Genomic DNA, 17378 nt, shown 5'->3' with positions numbered 1-17378 from the left:
GGGGATAGAGATGAGTGCTTGGCAAACTTTGTTATTTTTATTCTTTGTTTTTCTGGTGGCTTTATTTTATTCATTCAAAAAAGAACCATCCAGAAAGAGGACTGTAATGAGGTTTATTGCAATAGGGATTGCGGTCTGTGGAGGGATAATATTCTTTATACTTTATAATAAAATGCAAGAGTTAAAAGTGTGCCCCAGTGATGTAAATAATTTTTATGCGAAGAATGGAACACTATGTTTTAATTATCAAAATGTATCAAAAATGCTTAATGAGCAAAAGCAGATGGAAATTGCCAGCTTCAGGATTGTTAATCCTAATCTAGTCGTCATAGAAACACCCAATAATGGCCGGTTCAAAATAACAAAGGAATCCGGTGAGGATGGGTTTTATATTAATCCACTGGAATGAAAAGTTATAAATAATTGCCGAAGATACTGACCCGCCTTGTGCGGGTTTTTTCATTTCTGGAGGGGATAAATGTCACTGATCAGCAATGCACTTTCTGATTTATTAGGTACCGGTGGTGATAGTTGGCAGTGGTCAGAACACCTGCATCCCGCCTCTTTTCGTGGAGTTCCTTTTGCTGTATTGACCGCTGAGGGGGTTTTTGGCCGTCGCCAAGCCATTCATGAATATCCTTATCGAGATACTGCGTGGATTGAGGATTTAGGCCGTGCTACGCGCCGCCTGACTATCCGTGGTTTTCTTATTCAGAGTAGTGGCCTTTATAACGCGCCTGACGTCATGACCCAGCGTGATTCACTGATTGCTGCCTGTGAAATGCCAGATGCGGGAACATTGGTACATCCCACTCTTGGGGAGATGACGGTCAGCATCCCTGAAAGTGGTCTTCGTCTGAATGAAGGGGCTGAGTCAGGGCGCGTTTTTGAATTTACGCTGACCATCATTGAATCAGGCTTGCGGGTATTTTCTGTTACCAGTTCAGCAGATGCGGTTTCGTCTATTCAGTCGTCATGGTTTGGTCTGGCTTCCAAATCCATTGCGACATTTATCGCCACGGTAAAAGGCGAGATCCGTTCTGTCACTCAAACCATCAGAACGCTGAAAAATACCGCTGCCTTTTGGACCAACATGGTGAGTTCTACCACCAGTGAGGCGACAAATCTCGGCAATGTCCTCCGTTCAACCCTCGGGCGTGATCGTTATGGCCGCTTTAATCACGGCACTGTAGGCGGCAGCGTATCGGGGGCTACGGCATCCGTTAGCACGCAGAGCGACACAACGAACCTGTCCGCGCTGGTGGCTCAAAAAATGGCTGTTTCAGTCGAGGGGCGGGCCTCACTTGTTGCTGCTAACGATGCATTGAAAGAGGCTGCGACGGTAGAGGAACATGCCAATGCTGTTCTTGCTGTCGTGAATGCCATCTTGGCCAGCGGAGCCAGCACCCTTGATTTAATCCGCATGATGCAAGAATTAACGGAAGTTGATGACAACACTTTTCGACCCAACCCCAGTGACAGCAATACCGCATCCGCCAGCTACCAACTCATTATTGTGTTGTGTGCCGGTGCGATGGTGTTTGCTGTTTCGCAATATCAACCTGAAAGCTATGACGATGCGGTCGATATATTGACGCGAGTCTGTGATGTTGTAGACAGTGCGGCGCTTTCTGCGGCTGACAGGGGTAATGACGAGGTATACCAGGCATTAAACGACTTGCGCGGCTCTATTGTCACACTGTTGCAGCAGACCGGCGCGAATCTGTCTCGCGTTGAGACCGTCAATTTTAACCGATCATTACCCGCACTCAATCTTGCCAATCGGCTATATCAGGATGCACGACGGGGTGACGCGTTGGTGAAAATGGCTAACCCCGTTCATCCGGCATTTATGCCCATTCGATTTAAGGCGCTGAACTCATGAGTGATGATCTGACATTGCGCATTGGAAATAAATTAATCACTGGTTGGGACAATATCCGGGTCACTCGCAGCATCGAGCGCTTACCGAGCGATTTTAGTCTGTCCCTAATGGATCTTTATCCGGGCAGTGATAACCAGCAGTGGGTTAACCCGGGCGACCCTTGTGTGGTTAATTTGGGGGATGATGTTGTTCTCACAGGCTACATAGACCGCTGGGCACCGATGATCAGTCGTAATCGCCGCGAAGTCAGGGCGACGGGGCGGAGCAAGTGCCAGGACTTGGTTGATTGCTCTGCCGAGTGGCCAAACAATGTGATCAGCCAATCGACCGCGCTACAGATAGCCCAACGGTTAGCGATGCCCTACGGAATTACGGTGTCCAGTGATGTTACTGACCTCGATATTGTTCCCCAATTTACATTGAACTGGGGGGAATCCTCTCAGGAAATTATTGACCGCATAACTCGCTGGGCGGCATTGCTGTATTACGATCTACCCGATGGCAGTTTATATCTCACTCGGGTGGGTACGCGAAAAGCAGCCAGCGGGGTAGCGCAGGGTATCAATATCGAAGACGCTGCGTATAACTCAGGAATGGACCAACGATTTTCTGACTATATCGGCGTTTCGATGTCTGTTAGCCAACTTCAGGAGCAGGTACAGGACGCAGGATACGGTTCAGTTACGCTAGCCAGAAGTCGCGATCCTGAAGCGGCCCAAATGCGTTATCGCAACCGCATTATCATTGTTGAAAGCACCATGAAAGCGCTAAAACTGGCGCAGCAATGCATCGACTGGGAAATGAACCGCCGCTATGGGCGGTCTAAAGAGCTACTGGTAACGGTCGATAGCTGGCGCGATAAAGACGGAAAACTATGGGAACCCAATACGTTAATCCCAATTGATTTACCTGTTTTCGGTCTAAAAGATGAACTCTGGCTGTTATCGGAGGTGACCTATCTCAAAGACGACCACGGCACCGCCGCGCAAATGGTGCTGATGCCCCCTGAAGCCTTCACCGTCCAACCTTATCAGTTTTATTCCAATCTTATGGAGATGAATCAGTGATGAGCGAATCAGGGCAACTAGCCAGGTTATACCGGCAAATAAAAATGATGATCGGGGTGGGACGGGTGACAGGCAGTCATGATGGTGGTTCAGTTCAAACCGTTCAATACCAAACCCCGCTGGAAGTCCGTAGTGATACGCCGAGATTGGCTGAATTTGGTTTTTCGTCCGGGTTACCCGCTGGTACCGATGTGGTGATTGGCTTTCTGGGCGGTGACCGGTCAAGTGCCGTCATCATTGGCTCAAATCATCAGTCATTTCGTCATGTCGGGCTAAATTCGGGTGAGACGGTGATTTACTCGCAGTGGGGGCAATACGTCAAGTTAACCGAAGCAGGCATTATTATTGAAGCCAATGGTCAGCCGGTCACGGTCAATAATGCCACGGAGGTGACGATTAATGCTGCGGTAAAAGTACGGCTAAATACGCCATTGCTGGAGGTCAGCGGCGATATCGTCGATAACGCTGGCAGTAATAGCACCACACTAAAAACCCTGCGAGAAGCCTATAACACCCACAATCACCAACTTAAAAATGTTCAGGGTGGTAGCTCGACATTAACCAGTGAAGTGACGGGTAAGGTGGTTGAATGACAACAGATATCAAAACAGTCTGGGAGCCGGACAAATTGCTGGGCGACTGGCAAACCGGCGGCGGTGGGTTGCTGGATGGTGATGATTTAGAAACCGCTATTTTAATTAGCTTGTTCACGGACCGGTTGGCCCGTAGTGATGACGCTATCGATGGCGATGATCGCCGAGGGTGGTGGGGTGATACCGGATCAGAGTATCCGATAGGTTCTCGTTTGTGGTTGCTTCGCCGCGAAAAACTCACGACTAAAGTCGCATTAAAGGCTGAAGACTATGCCAATGAAGCGCTAGCCTGGTTGCTTGATGATGGTGTGGTAACTGCCATCAGTTCGAATGCTCAGATAGTTTATCCCAACCGCCTTAATCTCATTATCAGCTACCAACAACCCACGCAAACACAGGCGTCTGTTAAATTTTCATGGGTATGGGAGACTTAATACATGCCATTTAATCGCCCCACATTAAGCGAACTGCGCCAGCGCAACCTGTCTTATATTCAATCAGAACTCAAGACGGGCGGTAATTTATTGCGCTTCTCCAATATCGGTGTGATCAGTGATGCTGATGCCGGAATGGCGCATTTACATTATGGTTATCTGGATTATATCGCGCTGCAATCCACGCCTTATAATGCCACCGATGAATATCTCGCTGCATGGGCCGCATTGAAAGATGTGTTTCGCAAACCCGCTAACCCCGCCACCTGTCCTACCGTCGAGTTCAGTGGCACCGCAGGTCGTGTGATTCCCGCTGGTAGCCTGTTAAATCGGGCCGATGGTTACCAGTATCGTCTCGACCATGAGTTAACACTGGGGGCTGGTGGTACCGCCACCGGTTCAATCACTGCTGTACTCCCCAGTGTATTGGATGACACTACGGGCGGCGGTATTGCAGGGAATGCCGATGCAGGAACGTCGCTGACATTGGATGTGGCCATTGACGGTGTTCAGTCAGGGGCTACCGCAATGGTTAAGATATCCGGTGGCGCTGATATTGAGTCAGAGGATGCATTTCGTTCCCGTATGTTACTGGCCTATCAAAACACACCCCAAGGTGGCAACGATACCGATTATCGCGGCTGGGCTTTGGCTGTGCCAGGTGTAACGCGTTGTTGGGTGAAGCGCCGCTTACAGGGGGTGGGCACGGTCGGTATTTATATCATGTGTGATGGCAATGATTCTGGCGGCTTTCCGGTCGGGACTGACGGCGTGTCTCAGCTTGAAGAATGGGGCGCGGTAAAAGCAACCGGCGATCAGGGGCGAGTTGCCGATCATATCTACCCCTTACAACCCATTATTGCCATCATCTACGTTTGTGCGCCAGTAGCGGCACCGGTGAACTTTGTGATTAGTGGTATTTCTACAGCAGATAGCGAAATCACCACAGCAATCAATACAGCTATTGATGAAGTTTTTTTTACTGAGGGTGAACCGGGCGGTAAAATTCTGCTGTCGTCACTGCTGCTGGCCATCGGTGATGTCGCAGGAACCAGTGGTTTTATTCTTGATTCCCCAACAACTAACATCCAGCTTGCAACCGGTCAATTACCTCTCCGGGGCACGGTGACCTACCTATGAGCCGTTATTCTGTAAATGAATATACCGCAGCGCTTCAAGCACTGATGCCGGGCGGTCTGGTTTGGCCGAAAATATCCGGTGGTATTCAAACTGGCACCCTACGGGCACTAGCACGGTCTTATCAACGCAGCGATGAGGATGCCCGCGATCTGCTCGATGCGGCTTTCCCCGCCACAGCTACAGCAATGTTACCCGAATGGGAAGCGACCTTGGGGTTGCCGGAACTCTGTGCTATCGGCGAAGTAGACAGCATGATTCAGCGCCAGCGGGCCGTAATATCGAAACTGTTTGGCATTGGTGGCCAGTCAGTGGCTTATTTTATTCGGGTTGCTGAGGCGCTGGGTTACACCATATCGATTACTCAATATAGACAGGCTTGTTCGGGGATGTCAGTGTGTGGGGACGCATTGAATGGTGAGGAGTGGCCGTTTACCTGGCTGATCACCGCGCCAGAAACCACCATCAATTATGCCCAATGCGGTTTGACTTATTGCAGTGATCCACTGCGTTCGTGGGGAAACAAACAGCTTGAATGTCGGTTAACAGTTTTAAATCCATCCCATACCATTCTTAAATTTGGCTACGTTAGCTAACTAATCACTCTCTATTAATTTTTAAGCGCCTTAACTGGCGAGGGCTTCTTATGCAAAAAATTGGCGATATCCCCAACACGCGCGCCGACAATAATGGCGAGTTTACTGATGGTAATGTTGCTGGTGGCGTACCACCGACAATACTGCCAGCTGAGTGGTTTAATACCATTCAACGTGAATTAATGAGTATTTTGAATGCGGCTGAAATTGAATCAGATCCGCATGTTTTCAATCAAGTTCTTTTGTCCATACAAAAATTAGTTAGCGAAGGTATTCCTGATCTTAAAGACGCCTCATTAACTCAAAAAGGTGTTGTTCAATTAAGTAACGCAACTAACAGCAACAGTCAGATACTGGCAGCCACGCCAAAAGCAGTAAGTGATTTGGGCGCTTTGTTATTAAAAATTACTAATAACCTTTCTGAAATTAAAGACGCTGGCCCGGCTGCGGTTGCACAGACTCTCTTAAACCTTGGTTTGGGCGAAGGTAGTCTAGTTCCCATTGGCATCCCTCTTCCTTACCCGCTAGCTACCCCTCCTACGGGGTTTCTGAAAGTAAACGGTTCATCGTTTAGCGCAGCAACATACCCAAAATTGGCGTTGGCATATCCGTCTGGTGTATTGCCTGATTTGCGCGGCGAGTTTATTCGTGGCTTTGATGATGGGCGTGGTGTTAGGGCAGACCAAAACTTATTGGGATGGCAGGGGGGCGGGATACAAAGCCATAACCATGGGCTCTCGAATTTTGAGATTCGCGGACTAACAGGCGGCCCCACACCAGGTTGGTTTACAAGCGTAAACGGCCTTTCAACAAGTGATTCTGGCGGTGATGAAACTCGCCCACGGAACATTGCATTTAACTACATTGTGAGAGCTTTATAATGACAAAATATTCACTAGATATTGCCGTAGCGCAGTTGGGACAAGATGGTTTATCTATCACTGAGGGTTGGATAGCTGTTTATAGCGCAAGCCCTGACTCACGCGAATACATTGGCGTTAATAATGAGTACCTACCGATGGGCGTCGGATTACCCGCGCGCGGATATGCTGATGCGCCAATATTGCCGGCAAGAGCTGATAAGGCAGTGCGACGTAATGCGGATGGTACAGTGTGGGAAATTGTTGCTGATTTGCGGGGGAAAGTGGCATATAGCACTGAAACTGGTCAGCCGGAGGAAGTAACGACAATTGGTGAATTGCCAGATACGCTCACTTTACTAGCACCACTCACTATTTACGACAAATGGAACGGTTCGAAATGGGTAACAGATAAAGCATTGCAGCAAGCAGCAGCAATACAGGAAGCGGAAGAAAAGAAAACTCAATTATTGAATGCAGCCGCTGCGAAGATTGCACCACTGCAAGATGCTGTAGATACCGGCATGGCAACAAATGACGACAAAGCACAGCTTACGGCATGGAAAACCTACCGCGTCTTACTGAGTCGAATTGACACATCAAAACCAGAGGATATTGTTTTACCTGAACTCCCACAGTAAGATTCCGGGCGACTAAGCCCTGAAGAATCCCCAGAAAACAAGACAGGCATAGCGTGATGTGATCTACTGATTGCTCCACCAATTCAATGAGATTACCGCTATGCTTGTTCGTAAAGTATGCCAAAATTTTTTCCAGAATGCCTTAGCACCATTTCATAAATACCGGCAAAGCGCCCTGATGGATGCCACTGTTGCTTTAATCAATGGAGCTTCACTCACTCTAACCAGTATCGGCCGTTTCTTACCGGGTCAGGCTCAGGTTAAAAACAAAATTAAACGCGTGGACCGTTTGCTGGGAAATGAGTCTCTTCATCGTGATATTCCACTGATTTTCAATAATATTATAGCTATGCTGACCCGGAAATTATCTCTGTGCGTGGTTGCTGTTGACTGGAGTGGATATCACTCGCATGAATACCACATTCTCCGGGCCAGTTTAATTTGTGATGGCCGCTCCATTCCTTTGTTAAGTCAGATTGTTCCGTCGGCTGAACAGCAGAGCGAACAAATTCATAAAACATTTTTAAATGCATTTGCCCGAGCCGTTAATCCCGATGCCAGAGTTATTATTGTTACCGATGCAGGTTTCCAAAATGCCTGGTTCAAACATATAAAATCATTAGGCTGGGATTTTGTCGGAAGAATAAGGGGATATACACGACTTCGACTGCATCGGGAGGGTGATATCTGGTACAAACCACAGGAACTTCAGGCCAGAAGCCAGCCCGAATATTTGGGGCCGGGTACGTTGTCACGTACTCAATATGCCCGCTGCGAAGGCCATTTTTATCTTTATAAGAAAGCCCCTAAAGGTAGAAAAAACAGACGTTCCCGTGGCAGGATAAAACGCTACAAACAAGAGCGTGACGGCCGCTCATCAGCCAAAACACCCTGGCTACTGTTTACCAGTAGCGACGACTTCAGGCCCCGTGAAGTCATGAAAATATACAGCAGAAGAATGCAAATAGAGCAAAATTTCCGTGATGAAAAAAGTGAGCGCTTTGGATTTGGTTTGCGTGCAAGCCGCAGCAGAACAACGGAGCGAATGCAGGTCCTGAGCCTGTTAGCAACGTTAAGTACAATTGTGATGTGGTTAATGGGGTATCATTTTGAAAATAAAGGATTACATGTGAGGTATCAGGCTAACAGTGTGAAGTCGAGGCGGGTCATATCTTATCTGACGTTAGCAGAGAATGTCTTAAGACACTCTCCGCTAATATTGCGACGAATAGCACTGAATAGTGCACTTAATCACCTTGCCAGAGCCTACCGAAATATGGTGCTAGTTTATTAATGGTGATTTTGTGGGGATCCCTCAGGGCTTAATAGCCCGGTCTATTCAACTTCTCAAATTTTTCATGCAGCGATTTTGGATAAAGCTCAGTATAAACCTGCCAAAGAACATTCAGCGACCGGTGGCCAGTAACTTGAGCTACTTCTTCAATAGAGAAACCCGCCTCAAATAGCCTGCTTGCCCCCTCCCTTCGTAAATCGTGATACCGTAAGTCCTCAATACCAAGATCATTACGTACCCGCTGAAATCCCGCCGTCACTGAGTTTGAGTTATAGGGGAAGATGTAGGTTTCCGTTCTTGGCTGGCGTTGCACGATGTCCCATGCCTCACCGAGTAATGGAACCTGCATATGGTTGCCAGACTTCTTGCGCGGATCTTTTCTGTCTCTGACCAAAACCGACTTTTGTTTCTCGTCTATATCTTCCCACCTGATCCTGCATACTTCACCGATACGCATACATGAAAGAATTGAGAAGTTAAGAATATCTTCGTAAGGGATTTTTGCCCCGGCATTAGCTGAGCGAATTCTCAACCCTTCAATCAGTTTTTCAATTTCAGTGGCGAGAGGTCTGCGCGATCGGCGCTGCGACTTTCCAACCAACCCCATATTAATGAGAATTGGCCTGGCGATGATGACGGGATTATCTGTGTAATCAATCCCAAAGATAGGTTTAGCTGCTGCCAGCACAGAAGATAGATAGCTTAGATCATGGCCTACGGTTGATGGCCCTGCACCAGCTCCAGCACGATGTCGACAGTGCTCAATAACATGGTTTGTTTGAAGGTCTGCCAGTTTTATTGCGGCGATCTCACAATCAACCAGCATATTTAAAACATAGGTTTTGGTACGCCCAGCTTTGCCGCCGAGGTTGGGATCGGCTATGTATCGCTTTAGCAACTGACCAACAGTCATACCAGTGACATCATTGATGTTTGGCACCCCATTGACCTCTAACTCCGCTACCCGGTTAGCACCCCAAGTTTTAGCATGGGCCTGTTTGCCGAAGGTTCTGTTCTCTCGATAGATGTATTTACCCCCTTCCTTTACACCCACGGTGCAGCGATAGCGGGCGGTGCCATCGGAGCGAAGGCGTTTTTCTATGCTATAGTAGGCCATGCTTTTCCCTTGTCCTATCTCAGCACCCCACGTATTAGGGGTGCTGTATGGGGTGCTGATAAAGAAAAAATACGACAAAATGACCCAGAATGCACGAAAATAACACATTCACAAATTCAGCCGTAACAGGCGTAAAGACCGACTCTAAAGGCAATTCCCCCCTACAACGTTTCTCCGTCGCGCCGATGCTCGACTGGACAGATCGCCATTGCCGCTATTTTCATCGCTTGTTGACTAAACAGACTTTGTTGTATACCGAAATGGTTACAACAGGTGCGATTATTCATGGCAAAGCCGACTATCTGGCTTATAGCGAGCAAGACCATCCGGTTGCATTACAACTGGGTGGCAGTGATCCGCAGGCATTAGCCCATTGTGCCAAGCTGGCTGAGCTTCGCGGATACAATGAAATAAATCTGAATGTCGGTTGCCCGTCTGACCGAGTGCAAAATGGCCGTTTTGGGGCTTGTTTGATGGCGGAGGCCCGTTTAGTTGCTGATTGCATTAAAGCCATGCGTGATGTGGTTTCTATTCCGGTTACGGTGAAAACCCGCATCGGGATTGATGAGCTGGATAGTTATGAGTTCTTGTGTGAATTCGTGCAAACTGTCGCGGAGCGTGGTGAGTGCGATATTTTCACTATTCATGCTCGTAAAGCCTGGCTTTCAGGACTCAGCCCGAAAGAGAACCGTGAAGTGCCGCCTCTGGATTATGCGCGGGTTTATCAGCTTAAACGTGATTTCCCAACACTGACCATTGCCATTAACGGTGGTGTGAAAACACTGGCTGAAGCCAAAGAACATCTCAAATATGTTGATGGGGTGATGATGGGGCGCGAAGCTTACCAAAACCCCACTATATTGACACAAGTGGATCGTGAACTTTTTGACCCAAATGCGCCGGTGGTCGATAGTGTTAAAGCTATTGAAGCTCTTTTTCCTTATATCGAGCAAGAACTGTCACGCGGTGCTTATTTAGGGCATATCACTCGTCATATTCTGGGTATTTTCCAAGGGATACCTGGTGCGCGCCAGTGGCGTCGTCATCTGAGTGAAAATGCACATAAGCCTGGAGCTGATGTTTCTGTTGTAGAACAGGCGCTGGCTCTGGTGACTCGCCCACAGCACAGTTCGTAAGAAAAGTGACTATAAGTTAGTGAAATTGACCATGCCTGCCTGTTTCTTTGGCAGGCTTATTTTTATCTAAAACAAGATAAATCAATAAGTTACATATGTTCTCTGGCTTGGCACGTTTCTTGTAATACTCCTTATAAAATCCCCGACCTGATTGTTGTATTTAATAAAGTGATTGTGGGAAATAAACCGTTATTTAGGAGCCAGCCATGTTTGAAATTTTCTTTGTTATCGGCTTTTTTATCATGCTGATGGTGACCGGTATTTCTTTACTGGGTATCTTTGCAGCTCTATTGGTTGCGGCGGCCTTTATGATGTTGGGGGGGTTATTTGTCATGATGATTAAGCTACTACCTTGGCTGATCCTGGCCGTTGTGGTGGTCTGGATATGGCGTTCGATGCAGAAACCCACTGTAAGGCGTTACTAAAATTTCGCTTTCTTGCGGCGGAGATCACAGCCTGAAAGATTAGTAGGATAAATCTGGGGGAAAACATATTTTTTCTCAAACGAGCTTGCTAGGATGCAATCCGATACAGTTTGGTATCACATTTTCATCCCTGACAGAGCTAACAATAGCTGTATAAACGGCACTCAGTTCTGGCAGTCTACCCTGTAGTACCCCTACGTTTGCATTAAAGAAAGCAGTGTAGCCAGGGCTTCTAGTTGTTAGAGGCCCTGGTTATTACTTTTATAGTGTAAGGTGAATGAATAAATACTAAATATCTAAAATATTAAATAAAGCCACATCAGAAGTGAAATCGTTAGTATTAAATATTAGCGAAAAATCGATTGTAGTTAGCAATGATATAAACTATTTGAGCGACAAATGCTTCTTTGATAACTTTCTTGTCTTCTTGATCATTGCATTTCTTTTTTATATCAAAGAAGCTTTGTTGCATTAATTGAACGGTGACATCAGTTGATTTCTGAAATGCAGATAAACTATTGTTTTCACCGAATTCACTGAGTAATAAATCAAACTTTTCATCAGCAAAGTCTCGTAGCATCTGGAGTTCTTCATTGTTAATTCTATTATCACAATAAAATTCGTTCAGTAGTGTTTTTATATCTCTATTGATTTCTGCATCATGCATAATTAAAACCTCAATGTATGTAATGAAATTATGTTACTTAACGATTACAAACTGAGGATATATAGATAATCCAGAGAGGACAATCAGGATGTACAGGTTAATGGTCTAAAAGTAATGATAAATAAGTTTTTTAATAAACTATTATTGTAAATAATGGATAGTCATATTTAACTATCCATTATAGGCGAAAGTTTTTAATTAAGGAACATTAATTACGGAATAAGTAGGCTAGAGCCGGTAGTCTGACGACTTTCTAATATTTCATGAGCACGATGAGCATCGCTTAGCGGGAATTGCTGAGTTTTGGCTACATCCACATTAATTGCACCACTGATAATCAGTGAGAACAGTTCGTGGCTGGCGCTTTCAAGCTCTTGTCGGTTAGTGACATAAACATTAAGAGATGGGCGAGTCACATACAGCGCGCCTTTTTGGTTGAGTATAGCAAGGTCTACCCCTGTCACCGGGCCAGAGGCATTACCAAAGCTGACCATTAAGCCTCGACGTTTAAGGCTATTAAGTGAGTCCAGCCAGGTGCTTTTGCCCACCGAGTCATATACCACATCCACTTTTTCGCCATTCGTCAGTTCAGCCACGCGTTCGGCGATATTTTCTGTACGGTAGTTGATGGTCGCCCACGCCCCGTTGGCTTTAGCCAATTCTGCTTTTTCATCAGAACCGACTGTGCCAATTAGCCTGGCACCCAGTGCTTTTGCCCATTGGCAGGCAATCAACCCGACACCACCCGCTGCCGCATGGAATAAGAACACTTGGCCGGGTTTGATTTCATAAGTTTGGCGCAATAAATATTGAACAGTCAGCCCCTTAAGGAAGGAAGCAGCGGCTTGTTCAAAAGAGATTTGTTCTGGAAGCAGGGCAACTTTCTCCGCAGCAACATTATGTATTTCACTGTAAGCACCGAGAGTTGATTGAGCATAAACCACCCGATCACCCACTTTTAGCGAGTTAACCGCCGCACCTACTTTTGTCACGATTCCAGCGGCTTCTGTTCCCAGCCCACTCGGGAAGTGTGGCGGTGCGTAAAGGCCGCTACGCACATAGGTATCAATATAGTTAATTCCGATAGCTTTGTTTTCTACCTGAACTTCATGCGCCGCGGGGTTCGTCGGTGTGAAGTCGAGATATTGCAATACTTCCGGCCCACCCGTGGTGCTAAATTGAATATGCTTTGCCATGTTAGCTCCTTTACGATAGATATTTTTTACCCTACAGGGTTCTAGACGAGGAGCCAAGATCTTGCTAATACCGATAAGTAATAGGGAATTCATAATTACCCTTTGGGTATCATCGCGTATACTAAGCGGCACTATTTTCCTATCGCAACCATTATCCTATCGCAATAATAGAGGTAAAGAACACTTTTCATGGCAGCAAAAAAACCAACCAACAATATGACAGAGCCACGCGATCGCCAGATGGAAGGGCTGAAACTTCCGCCTCATTCTCTGGAGGCAGAGCAGTCCGTGTTGGGCGGTTTGATGCTGGATAACGAGCGCTGGGATAATGTCTCTGAGCGCGTAGCCAGCAAGGACTTTTTCAGCCGCCCACATCGCCGAATCTTTACTGAAATGCAGCGTTTGCTGGAAAACAGCAAGCCAATCGATTTGATCACGCTTTCTGAGTCACTGGAACAAAAGGGTGATTTGGAGTCGGTAGGCGGTTTCGCCTATCTGGCAGAGTTATCAAAAAACACGCCAAGTGCAGCGAATATCGGTGCTTATGCTGACATCGTTCGCGAACGTGCAGTAGTACGTGAAATGATCTCGGTCGCGAATGAGATCGCCGATGCCGGTTATGATCCGCAAGGGCGTAGCAGTGAAGATCTGCTGGATCTGGCCGAATCGAAAGTGTTTCAGATTGCCGAAAGCCGTGCCAATAAAGATGAAGGGCCGAAAAGTGTCGATCAGATCCTCGAAGCCACGGTGGCGCGTATCGAGCAGCTCTATCAGCGGCCACATGATGGCGTTACCGGGGTTTCAACCGGTTTTACCGATTTGGATAAGAAAACAGCTGGCTTGCAGAAGTCAGATTTGATTATTGTCGCCGCACGCCCGTCGATGGGGAAAACCACCTTTGCGATGAACCTGTGCGAAAACGCCGCGATGATGCAGGAAAAACCAGTATTGATCTTCAGTCTGGAGATGCCAGGCGATCAGATCATGATGCGTATGTTGGCGTCATTGTCCCATGTTGATCAGACGCGTATCCGTACCGGTCAGCTTGATGATGAGGATTGGGCACGGATTTCGAGCACCATGGGCATATTGATGGAAAAGCGCAATATGTACATTGATGACTCCTCCGGCCTGACTCCGACAGAAGTGCGTTCCCGTGCGCGACGTATTTTCCGCGAACATGGTGGGTTGAGCCTGATTATGATCGACTACCTGCAATTGATGCGGGTACCGTCACTTTCGGATAACCGTACCTTAGAAATCGCCGAAATCTCACGTTCGCTGAAAGCGTTGGCAAAAGAGTTACAAGTGCCGGTCGTGGCACTTTCTCAGCTTAACCGTAGCTTGGAGCAACGTGCGGATAAACGACCCGTCAACTCCGACTTACGTGAATCAGGTTCAATCGAGCAGGATGCCGACTTAATCATGTTTATTTATCGTGATGAGGTGTATCACGAAAACAGTGATGAGAAAGGGATTGCACAGATTATTTTGGGTAAACAGCGTAACGGCCCGATCGGTTCTGTTCGACTGAAGTTTAATGGTCAATGGTCGCGCTTTGATAACTACGCAGGCCCGCAATACGATGATGAGTAGTGAATAATATCAATAATTAAGGATAAGAAATGAAAGCGGCAACAGCAGTAATCGACCGCCGCGCTCTGCGACATAACTTGCAACAGGTACGGCGTATAGCGCCGCAAAGCCGCCTGATTGCTGTTGTGAAAGCAAACGCTTATGGCCACGGGTTATTAGAAACAGCGCATACTTTGCAGGATGCAGATTGCTACGGTGTAGCGCGGATCGGTGAAGCCTTGATGCTCCGATCCGGTGGGATCGTGAAACCGATTTTATTGTTGGAAGGATTCTTTGCGGCAGAAGATCTCCCTATTCTAGCGGCTAATTGCATTGAAACTGCGGTACATAGCATTGAACAATTGGAAGCGCTGGAAGTTGCCGAGCTTTCTGCTCCTATCCATGTTTGGATGAAACTGGATACTGGCATGCACCGTTTGGGGGTGCGTCCAGAACAAGCCGAGGCGTTCTATCAGCGCTTAAGTGCGTGTAAGAATGTTATTCAGCCAGTCAATATCATGAGTCACTTTAGCCGGGCGGATGAGCCGCAAGTGGATACCACTCGCCAGCAACTGGACTGTTTTGATACTTTCGTCGCCGATAAGCCTGGCAAGCAATCTATCGCGGCATCTGGCGGCATTTTACTGTGGCCAGAAGCGCACCGTGATTGGGTTCGCCCAGGAATCATACTGTATGGGGTTTCACCAATGGATGAGCCTTATGCCAGTCATTTCGAACTAAAACCAGCGATGGCATTGAAATCCAGCCTGATTGCGGTGCGTGAGCATAAAGCCGGTGAACCTGTTGGTTATGGCGGTACTTGGGTGAGTGAGCGCGATACCCGCCTGGGGGTGGTGGCGATCGGCTACGGCGATGGTTATCCGCGCAGCGCCCCTTCAGGCACCCCGATGTGGCTAAATGGCCGCGAAGTCGGCATTGTGGGCCGGGTTTCAATGGATATGATTTCTGTTGATCTCGGGCCAAATGCGACAGATAAAGTGGGTGACGAGGTATTGCTGTGGGGAGCTGAATTGCCGGTTGAAAAAATTGCAGCGTGCACAGGTATCAGCGCCTACGAATTGATTACTAAGCTGACCTCCCGCGTCGCGATGGAATATTTAGGGGAATAAGGTAAGCTGCCTAATCAAGGTATAAACAATTATTATTTAATTCAGGAGAGCAGCGCCGTGTTCCAAAATGTTGACGCCTACGCAGGTGACCCGATCCTGTCGCTGATGGAAAGTTTTAAAGCCGATAACCGTGCTCATAAAGTGAATTTGAGTATCGGGCTTTATTACAATGAACTGGGTGAAATTCCGCTGATGCAAGCGGTTCAAGTTGCTGAATCACAATTGAATGTTCAGCCACATGGAACACCCGTCTATTTGCCAATGGAAGGTCTACACTCCTATCGTACTGCTATCCAGCAGCTATTATTTGGTGCAGATCATCCGATGTTGGTACAGCAGCGAGTGGCGACAATTCAAACCGTGGGTGGATCCGGCGCATTAAAAGTCGGTGCTGATTTCCTGAATCATTATTTCCCTGATTCTCAGGTCTGGGTCAGTGATCCTACTTGGGAAAACCACGTTGCTATCTTTAGCGGTGCAGGTTTTAAGGTAAATACCTACCCGTATTTTGATAACGATAAGCTGGGCGTGAAGTTTGATCAAATGCTGGCCGCACTCCAGCAATTATCCGCCAAAAGCATTGTGTTATTGCATCCTTGCTGCCATAACCCGACAGGTTCGGATCTCACTAATGCGCAATGGGATCAAGTGATTGAAGTGGCTAAAGGCCGGGATCTGATCCCTTTCCTGGATATCGCTTATCAAGGTTTTGGTGCCGGGCTGAATGAAGATGCTTATGCTATCCGCGCGATGGCAGCAGCTGAGTTACCCTGTTTGATCAGTAACTCTTTCTCTAAAATCTTCTCTTTGTATAACGAGCGAGTCGGCGGCTTGTCTGTGGTGTGTGAGAGTGAAGAAGTTGCGGGCCGTGTATTAGGGCAACTGAAAGCCACCGTTCGCCGTAACTATTCCAGCCCACCAAACTTCGGTGCGCAAGTGGTTTCCAAAGTGCTCGATGACACCAAATTGCGAGCGCAATGGCAGGCTGAAGTGGAGCAAATGCGCCTGCGTATCATTGAAATGCGCCGCACGTTGGTTGAAGCCTTGAAAGCCTCACTACCAAATCGCAATTTTGACTACTTGCTGCAACAGCGCGGGATGTTCAGCTACACCGGTTTTAGCGCAGCACAGGTAGATCGCCTGCGTGAAGAGTTTGGTGTGTATCTGATTGCCAGTGGCAGGATGTGTATGGCAGGCGTCAATCACAGTAATGTTCAGCGTGTTGCGGCGGCTTTTGCTGCGGTACAGTAATCAGCTATTCACATGATTTAAATTAAGGCGATAGGGATATCGCCTGAGCTTAATGACAAAGCTGTTGATAACTTAGTGAGTGAAGGGTTTACCGCACCTCGGGGCACTCCGGTCGCTTACGCGACTACGACCCCAACGGCACGATTCCCCTTCATTTGACTTTGTCAGCAGTCAGAGGCGATAGCAATATCGCCTTTTTTGTTTATTTTTTTCGCCACCTTTCCGTGAGTTACCTTTATCTTCTACTTGTTTAGTCCAAGACCGATGGCTGTAAATCGATTAAAGAATATACTAATTGATGTGGTTGATACATGCCAAGCTATCATTCATTGCTCACAGTAAAGTTGTTATCAAAGGTGCAAACTGATGCTTCA

At 47.3% G+C, this 17378-nt stretch carries 18 protein-coding genes; 15 read left to right on the top strand and 3 right to left on the bottom strand.

Features of this window, described 5'->3' with window-relative positions; all coding sequences use genetic code 11:
- Positions 1-10: 10 nt before the first annotated feature.
- From FGL26_RS13710 to FGL26_RS13665, 10 genes are all read left to right on the top strand, one after another.
- Entirely contained in the window at positions 11-409 is a 399-nt protein-coding gene (locus FGL26_RS13710) for a hypothetical protein (RefSeq protein WP_005174430.1), read from the top strand.
- A gap of 69 nt (positions 410-478) precedes the next feature.
- A complete protein-coding gene (locus FGL26_RS13705; protein ID WP_005174428.1) occupies positions 479-1885 on the top strand; it encodes a DNA circularization protein in 1407 nt (468 codons plus the stop codon).
- On the top strand, positions 1882-2952 hold the full coding sequence (locus FGL26_RS13700) for a phage baseplate assembly protein (protein WP_005174426.1): 1071 nt from the start codon (positions 1882-1884) through the stop codon (positions 2950-2952). Before FGL26_RS13705 ends, FGL26_RS13700 begins: the two co-directional genes overlap by 4 nt.
- The gene (locus FGL26_RS13695; protein ID WP_005174424.1) at positions 2952-3545 is read left to right on the top strand and encodes a phage baseplate assembly protein domain-containing protein; all 594 of its coding nucleotides are present in this window, start codon (positions 2952-2954) and stop codon (positions 3543-3545) included. Before FGL26_RS13700 ends, FGL26_RS13695 begins: the two co-directional genes overlap by 1 nt.
- A complete protein-coding gene (locus tag FGL26_RS13690) occupies positions 3542-3979 on the top strand; it encodes a phage GP46 family protein (RefSeq protein WP_005174422.1) in 438 nt (145 codons plus the stop codon). The genes FGL26_RS13695 and FGL26_RS13690 overlap by 4 nt, the downstream gene beginning before the upstream one ends.
- Positions 3980-3982: 3 nt before the next feature.
- Entirely contained in the window at positions 3983-5119 is a 1137-nt protein-coding gene (locus tag FGL26_RS13685) for a baseplate J/gp47 family protein (protein WP_005174420.1), read from the top strand.
- A complete protein-coding gene (locus tag FGL26_RS13680) occupies positions 5116-5712 on the top strand; it encodes a YmfQ family protein (RefSeq protein ID WP_005174418.1) in 597 nt (198 codons plus the stop codon). Before FGL26_RS13685 ends, FGL26_RS13680 begins: the two co-directional genes overlap by 4 nt.
- Before the next feature lie 50 nt (positions 5713-5762).
- The gene (locus tag FGL26_RS13675) at positions 5763-6593 is read left to right on the top strand and encodes a phage tail protein (RefSeq protein WP_005174417.1); all 831 of its coding nucleotides are present in this window, start codon (positions 5763-5765) and stop codon (positions 6591-6593) included.
- Positions 6593-7213, top strand: coding sequence for a tail fiber assembly protein (locus FGL26_RS13670; protein WP_005174415.1), 621 nt, complete (start codon positions 6593-6595; stop codon positions 7211-7213). The genes FGL26_RS13675 and FGL26_RS13670 overlap by 1 nt, the downstream gene beginning before the upstream one ends.
- A 100-nt stretch (positions 7214-7313) precedes the next feature.
- Positions 7314-8507 carry an IS4 family transposase gene (locus tag FGL26_RS13665; RefSeq protein ID WP_005173808.1) on the top strand — a complete coding sequence of 398 codons (1194 nt, stop codon included), beginning with the start codon at positions 7314-7316 and terminating at the stop codon, positions 8505-8507.
- Positions 8508-8535: 28 nt separating this feature from the next.
- On the opposite strand, the gene FGL26_RS13660 is transcribed toward FGL26_RS13665, so the two are convergent.
- Positions 8536-9624 (bottom strand): tyrosine-type recombinase/integrase, encoded by a 1089-nt coding sequence (locus tag FGL26_RS13660; protein ID WP_032912868.1) that lies wholly within the window; start codon positions 9622-9624, stop codon positions 8536-8538.
- Between the two features lie 89 nt (positions 9625-9713).
- On the opposite strand from FGL26_RS13660, the gene dusA reads away from it, so the two are divergent.
- Together dusA and pspG are read left to right on the top strand one after the other, a co-directional pair.
- A complete protein-coding gene (gene dusA / locus FGL26_RS13655; RefSeq protein ID WP_032903138.1) occupies positions 9714-10760 on the top strand; it encodes a tRNA dihydrouridine(20/20a) synthase DusA in 1047 nt (348 codons plus the stop codon).
- A gap of 206 nt (positions 10761-10966) precedes the next feature.
- Positions 10967-11185, top strand: a complete 219-nt coding sequence (pspG, locus tag FGL26_RS13650) for an envelope stress response protein PspG (protein WP_005165239.1) — start codon at positions 10967-10969, stop codon at positions 11183-11185.
- A 340-nt stretch (positions 11186-11525) separates the two neighbouring features.
- On the opposite strand, the gene FGL26_RS13645 is transcribed toward pspG, so the two are convergent.
- Complete coding sequence (locus tag FGL26_RS13645) at positions 11526-11852, bottom strand: hypothetical protein (RefSeq protein WP_005174410.1); 327 nt, start codon at positions 11850-11852, stop codon at positions 11526-11528.
- A gap of 212 nt (positions 11853-12064) precedes the next feature.
- Positions 12065-13048 (bottom strand): quinone oxidoreductase, encoded by a 984-nt coding sequence (locus tag FGL26_RS13640; protein WP_032912870.1) that lies wholly within the window; start codon positions 13046-13048, stop codon positions 12065-12067.
- Positions 13049-13237: 189 nt separating this feature from the next.
- Here FGL26_RS13640 and dnaB point away from each other — a divergent pair, with 189 nt between their 5' ends.
- Genes dnaB through FGL26_RS13625 form a run of 3 tightly spaced genes read left to right on the top strand, consistent with a single transcriptional unit; the run spans position 13238 to position 17004 of the window.
- Positions 13238-14644 carry a replicative DNA helicase gene (gene dnaB / locus FGL26_RS13635; protein WP_005165232.1) on the top strand — a complete coding sequence of 469 codons (1407 nt, stop codon included), beginning with the start codon at positions 13238-13240 and terminating at the stop codon, positions 14642-14644.
- A 29-nt stretch (positions 14645-14673) separates the two neighbouring features.
- The gene (alr, locus tag FGL26_RS13630; RefSeq protein WP_005174405.1) at positions 14674-15753 is read left to right on the top strand and encodes an alanine racemase; all 1080 of its coding nucleotides are present in this window, start codon (positions 14674-14676) and stop codon (positions 15751-15753) included.
- Between the two features lie 57 nt (positions 15754-15810).
- Complete coding sequence (locus tag FGL26_RS13625) at positions 15811-17004, top strand: amino acid aminotransferase (protein ID WP_032912873.1); 1194 nt, start codon at positions 15811-15813, stop codon at positions 17002-17004.
- Positions 17005-17378: the final 374 nt, after the last annotated feature.

The sequence above is a fragment of the Yersinia enterocolitica subsp. enterocolitica genome (assembly GCF_901472495.1).
In the GTDB taxonomy this organism is placed as follows: Bacteria; Pseudomonadota; Gammaproteobacteria; order Enterobacterales; family Enterobacteriaceae; genus Yersinia; species Yersinia enterocolitica.
Note: the sequence above shows the minus strand (reverse complement) of the source record. Positions and strands in the feature narration are given on the sequence as shown.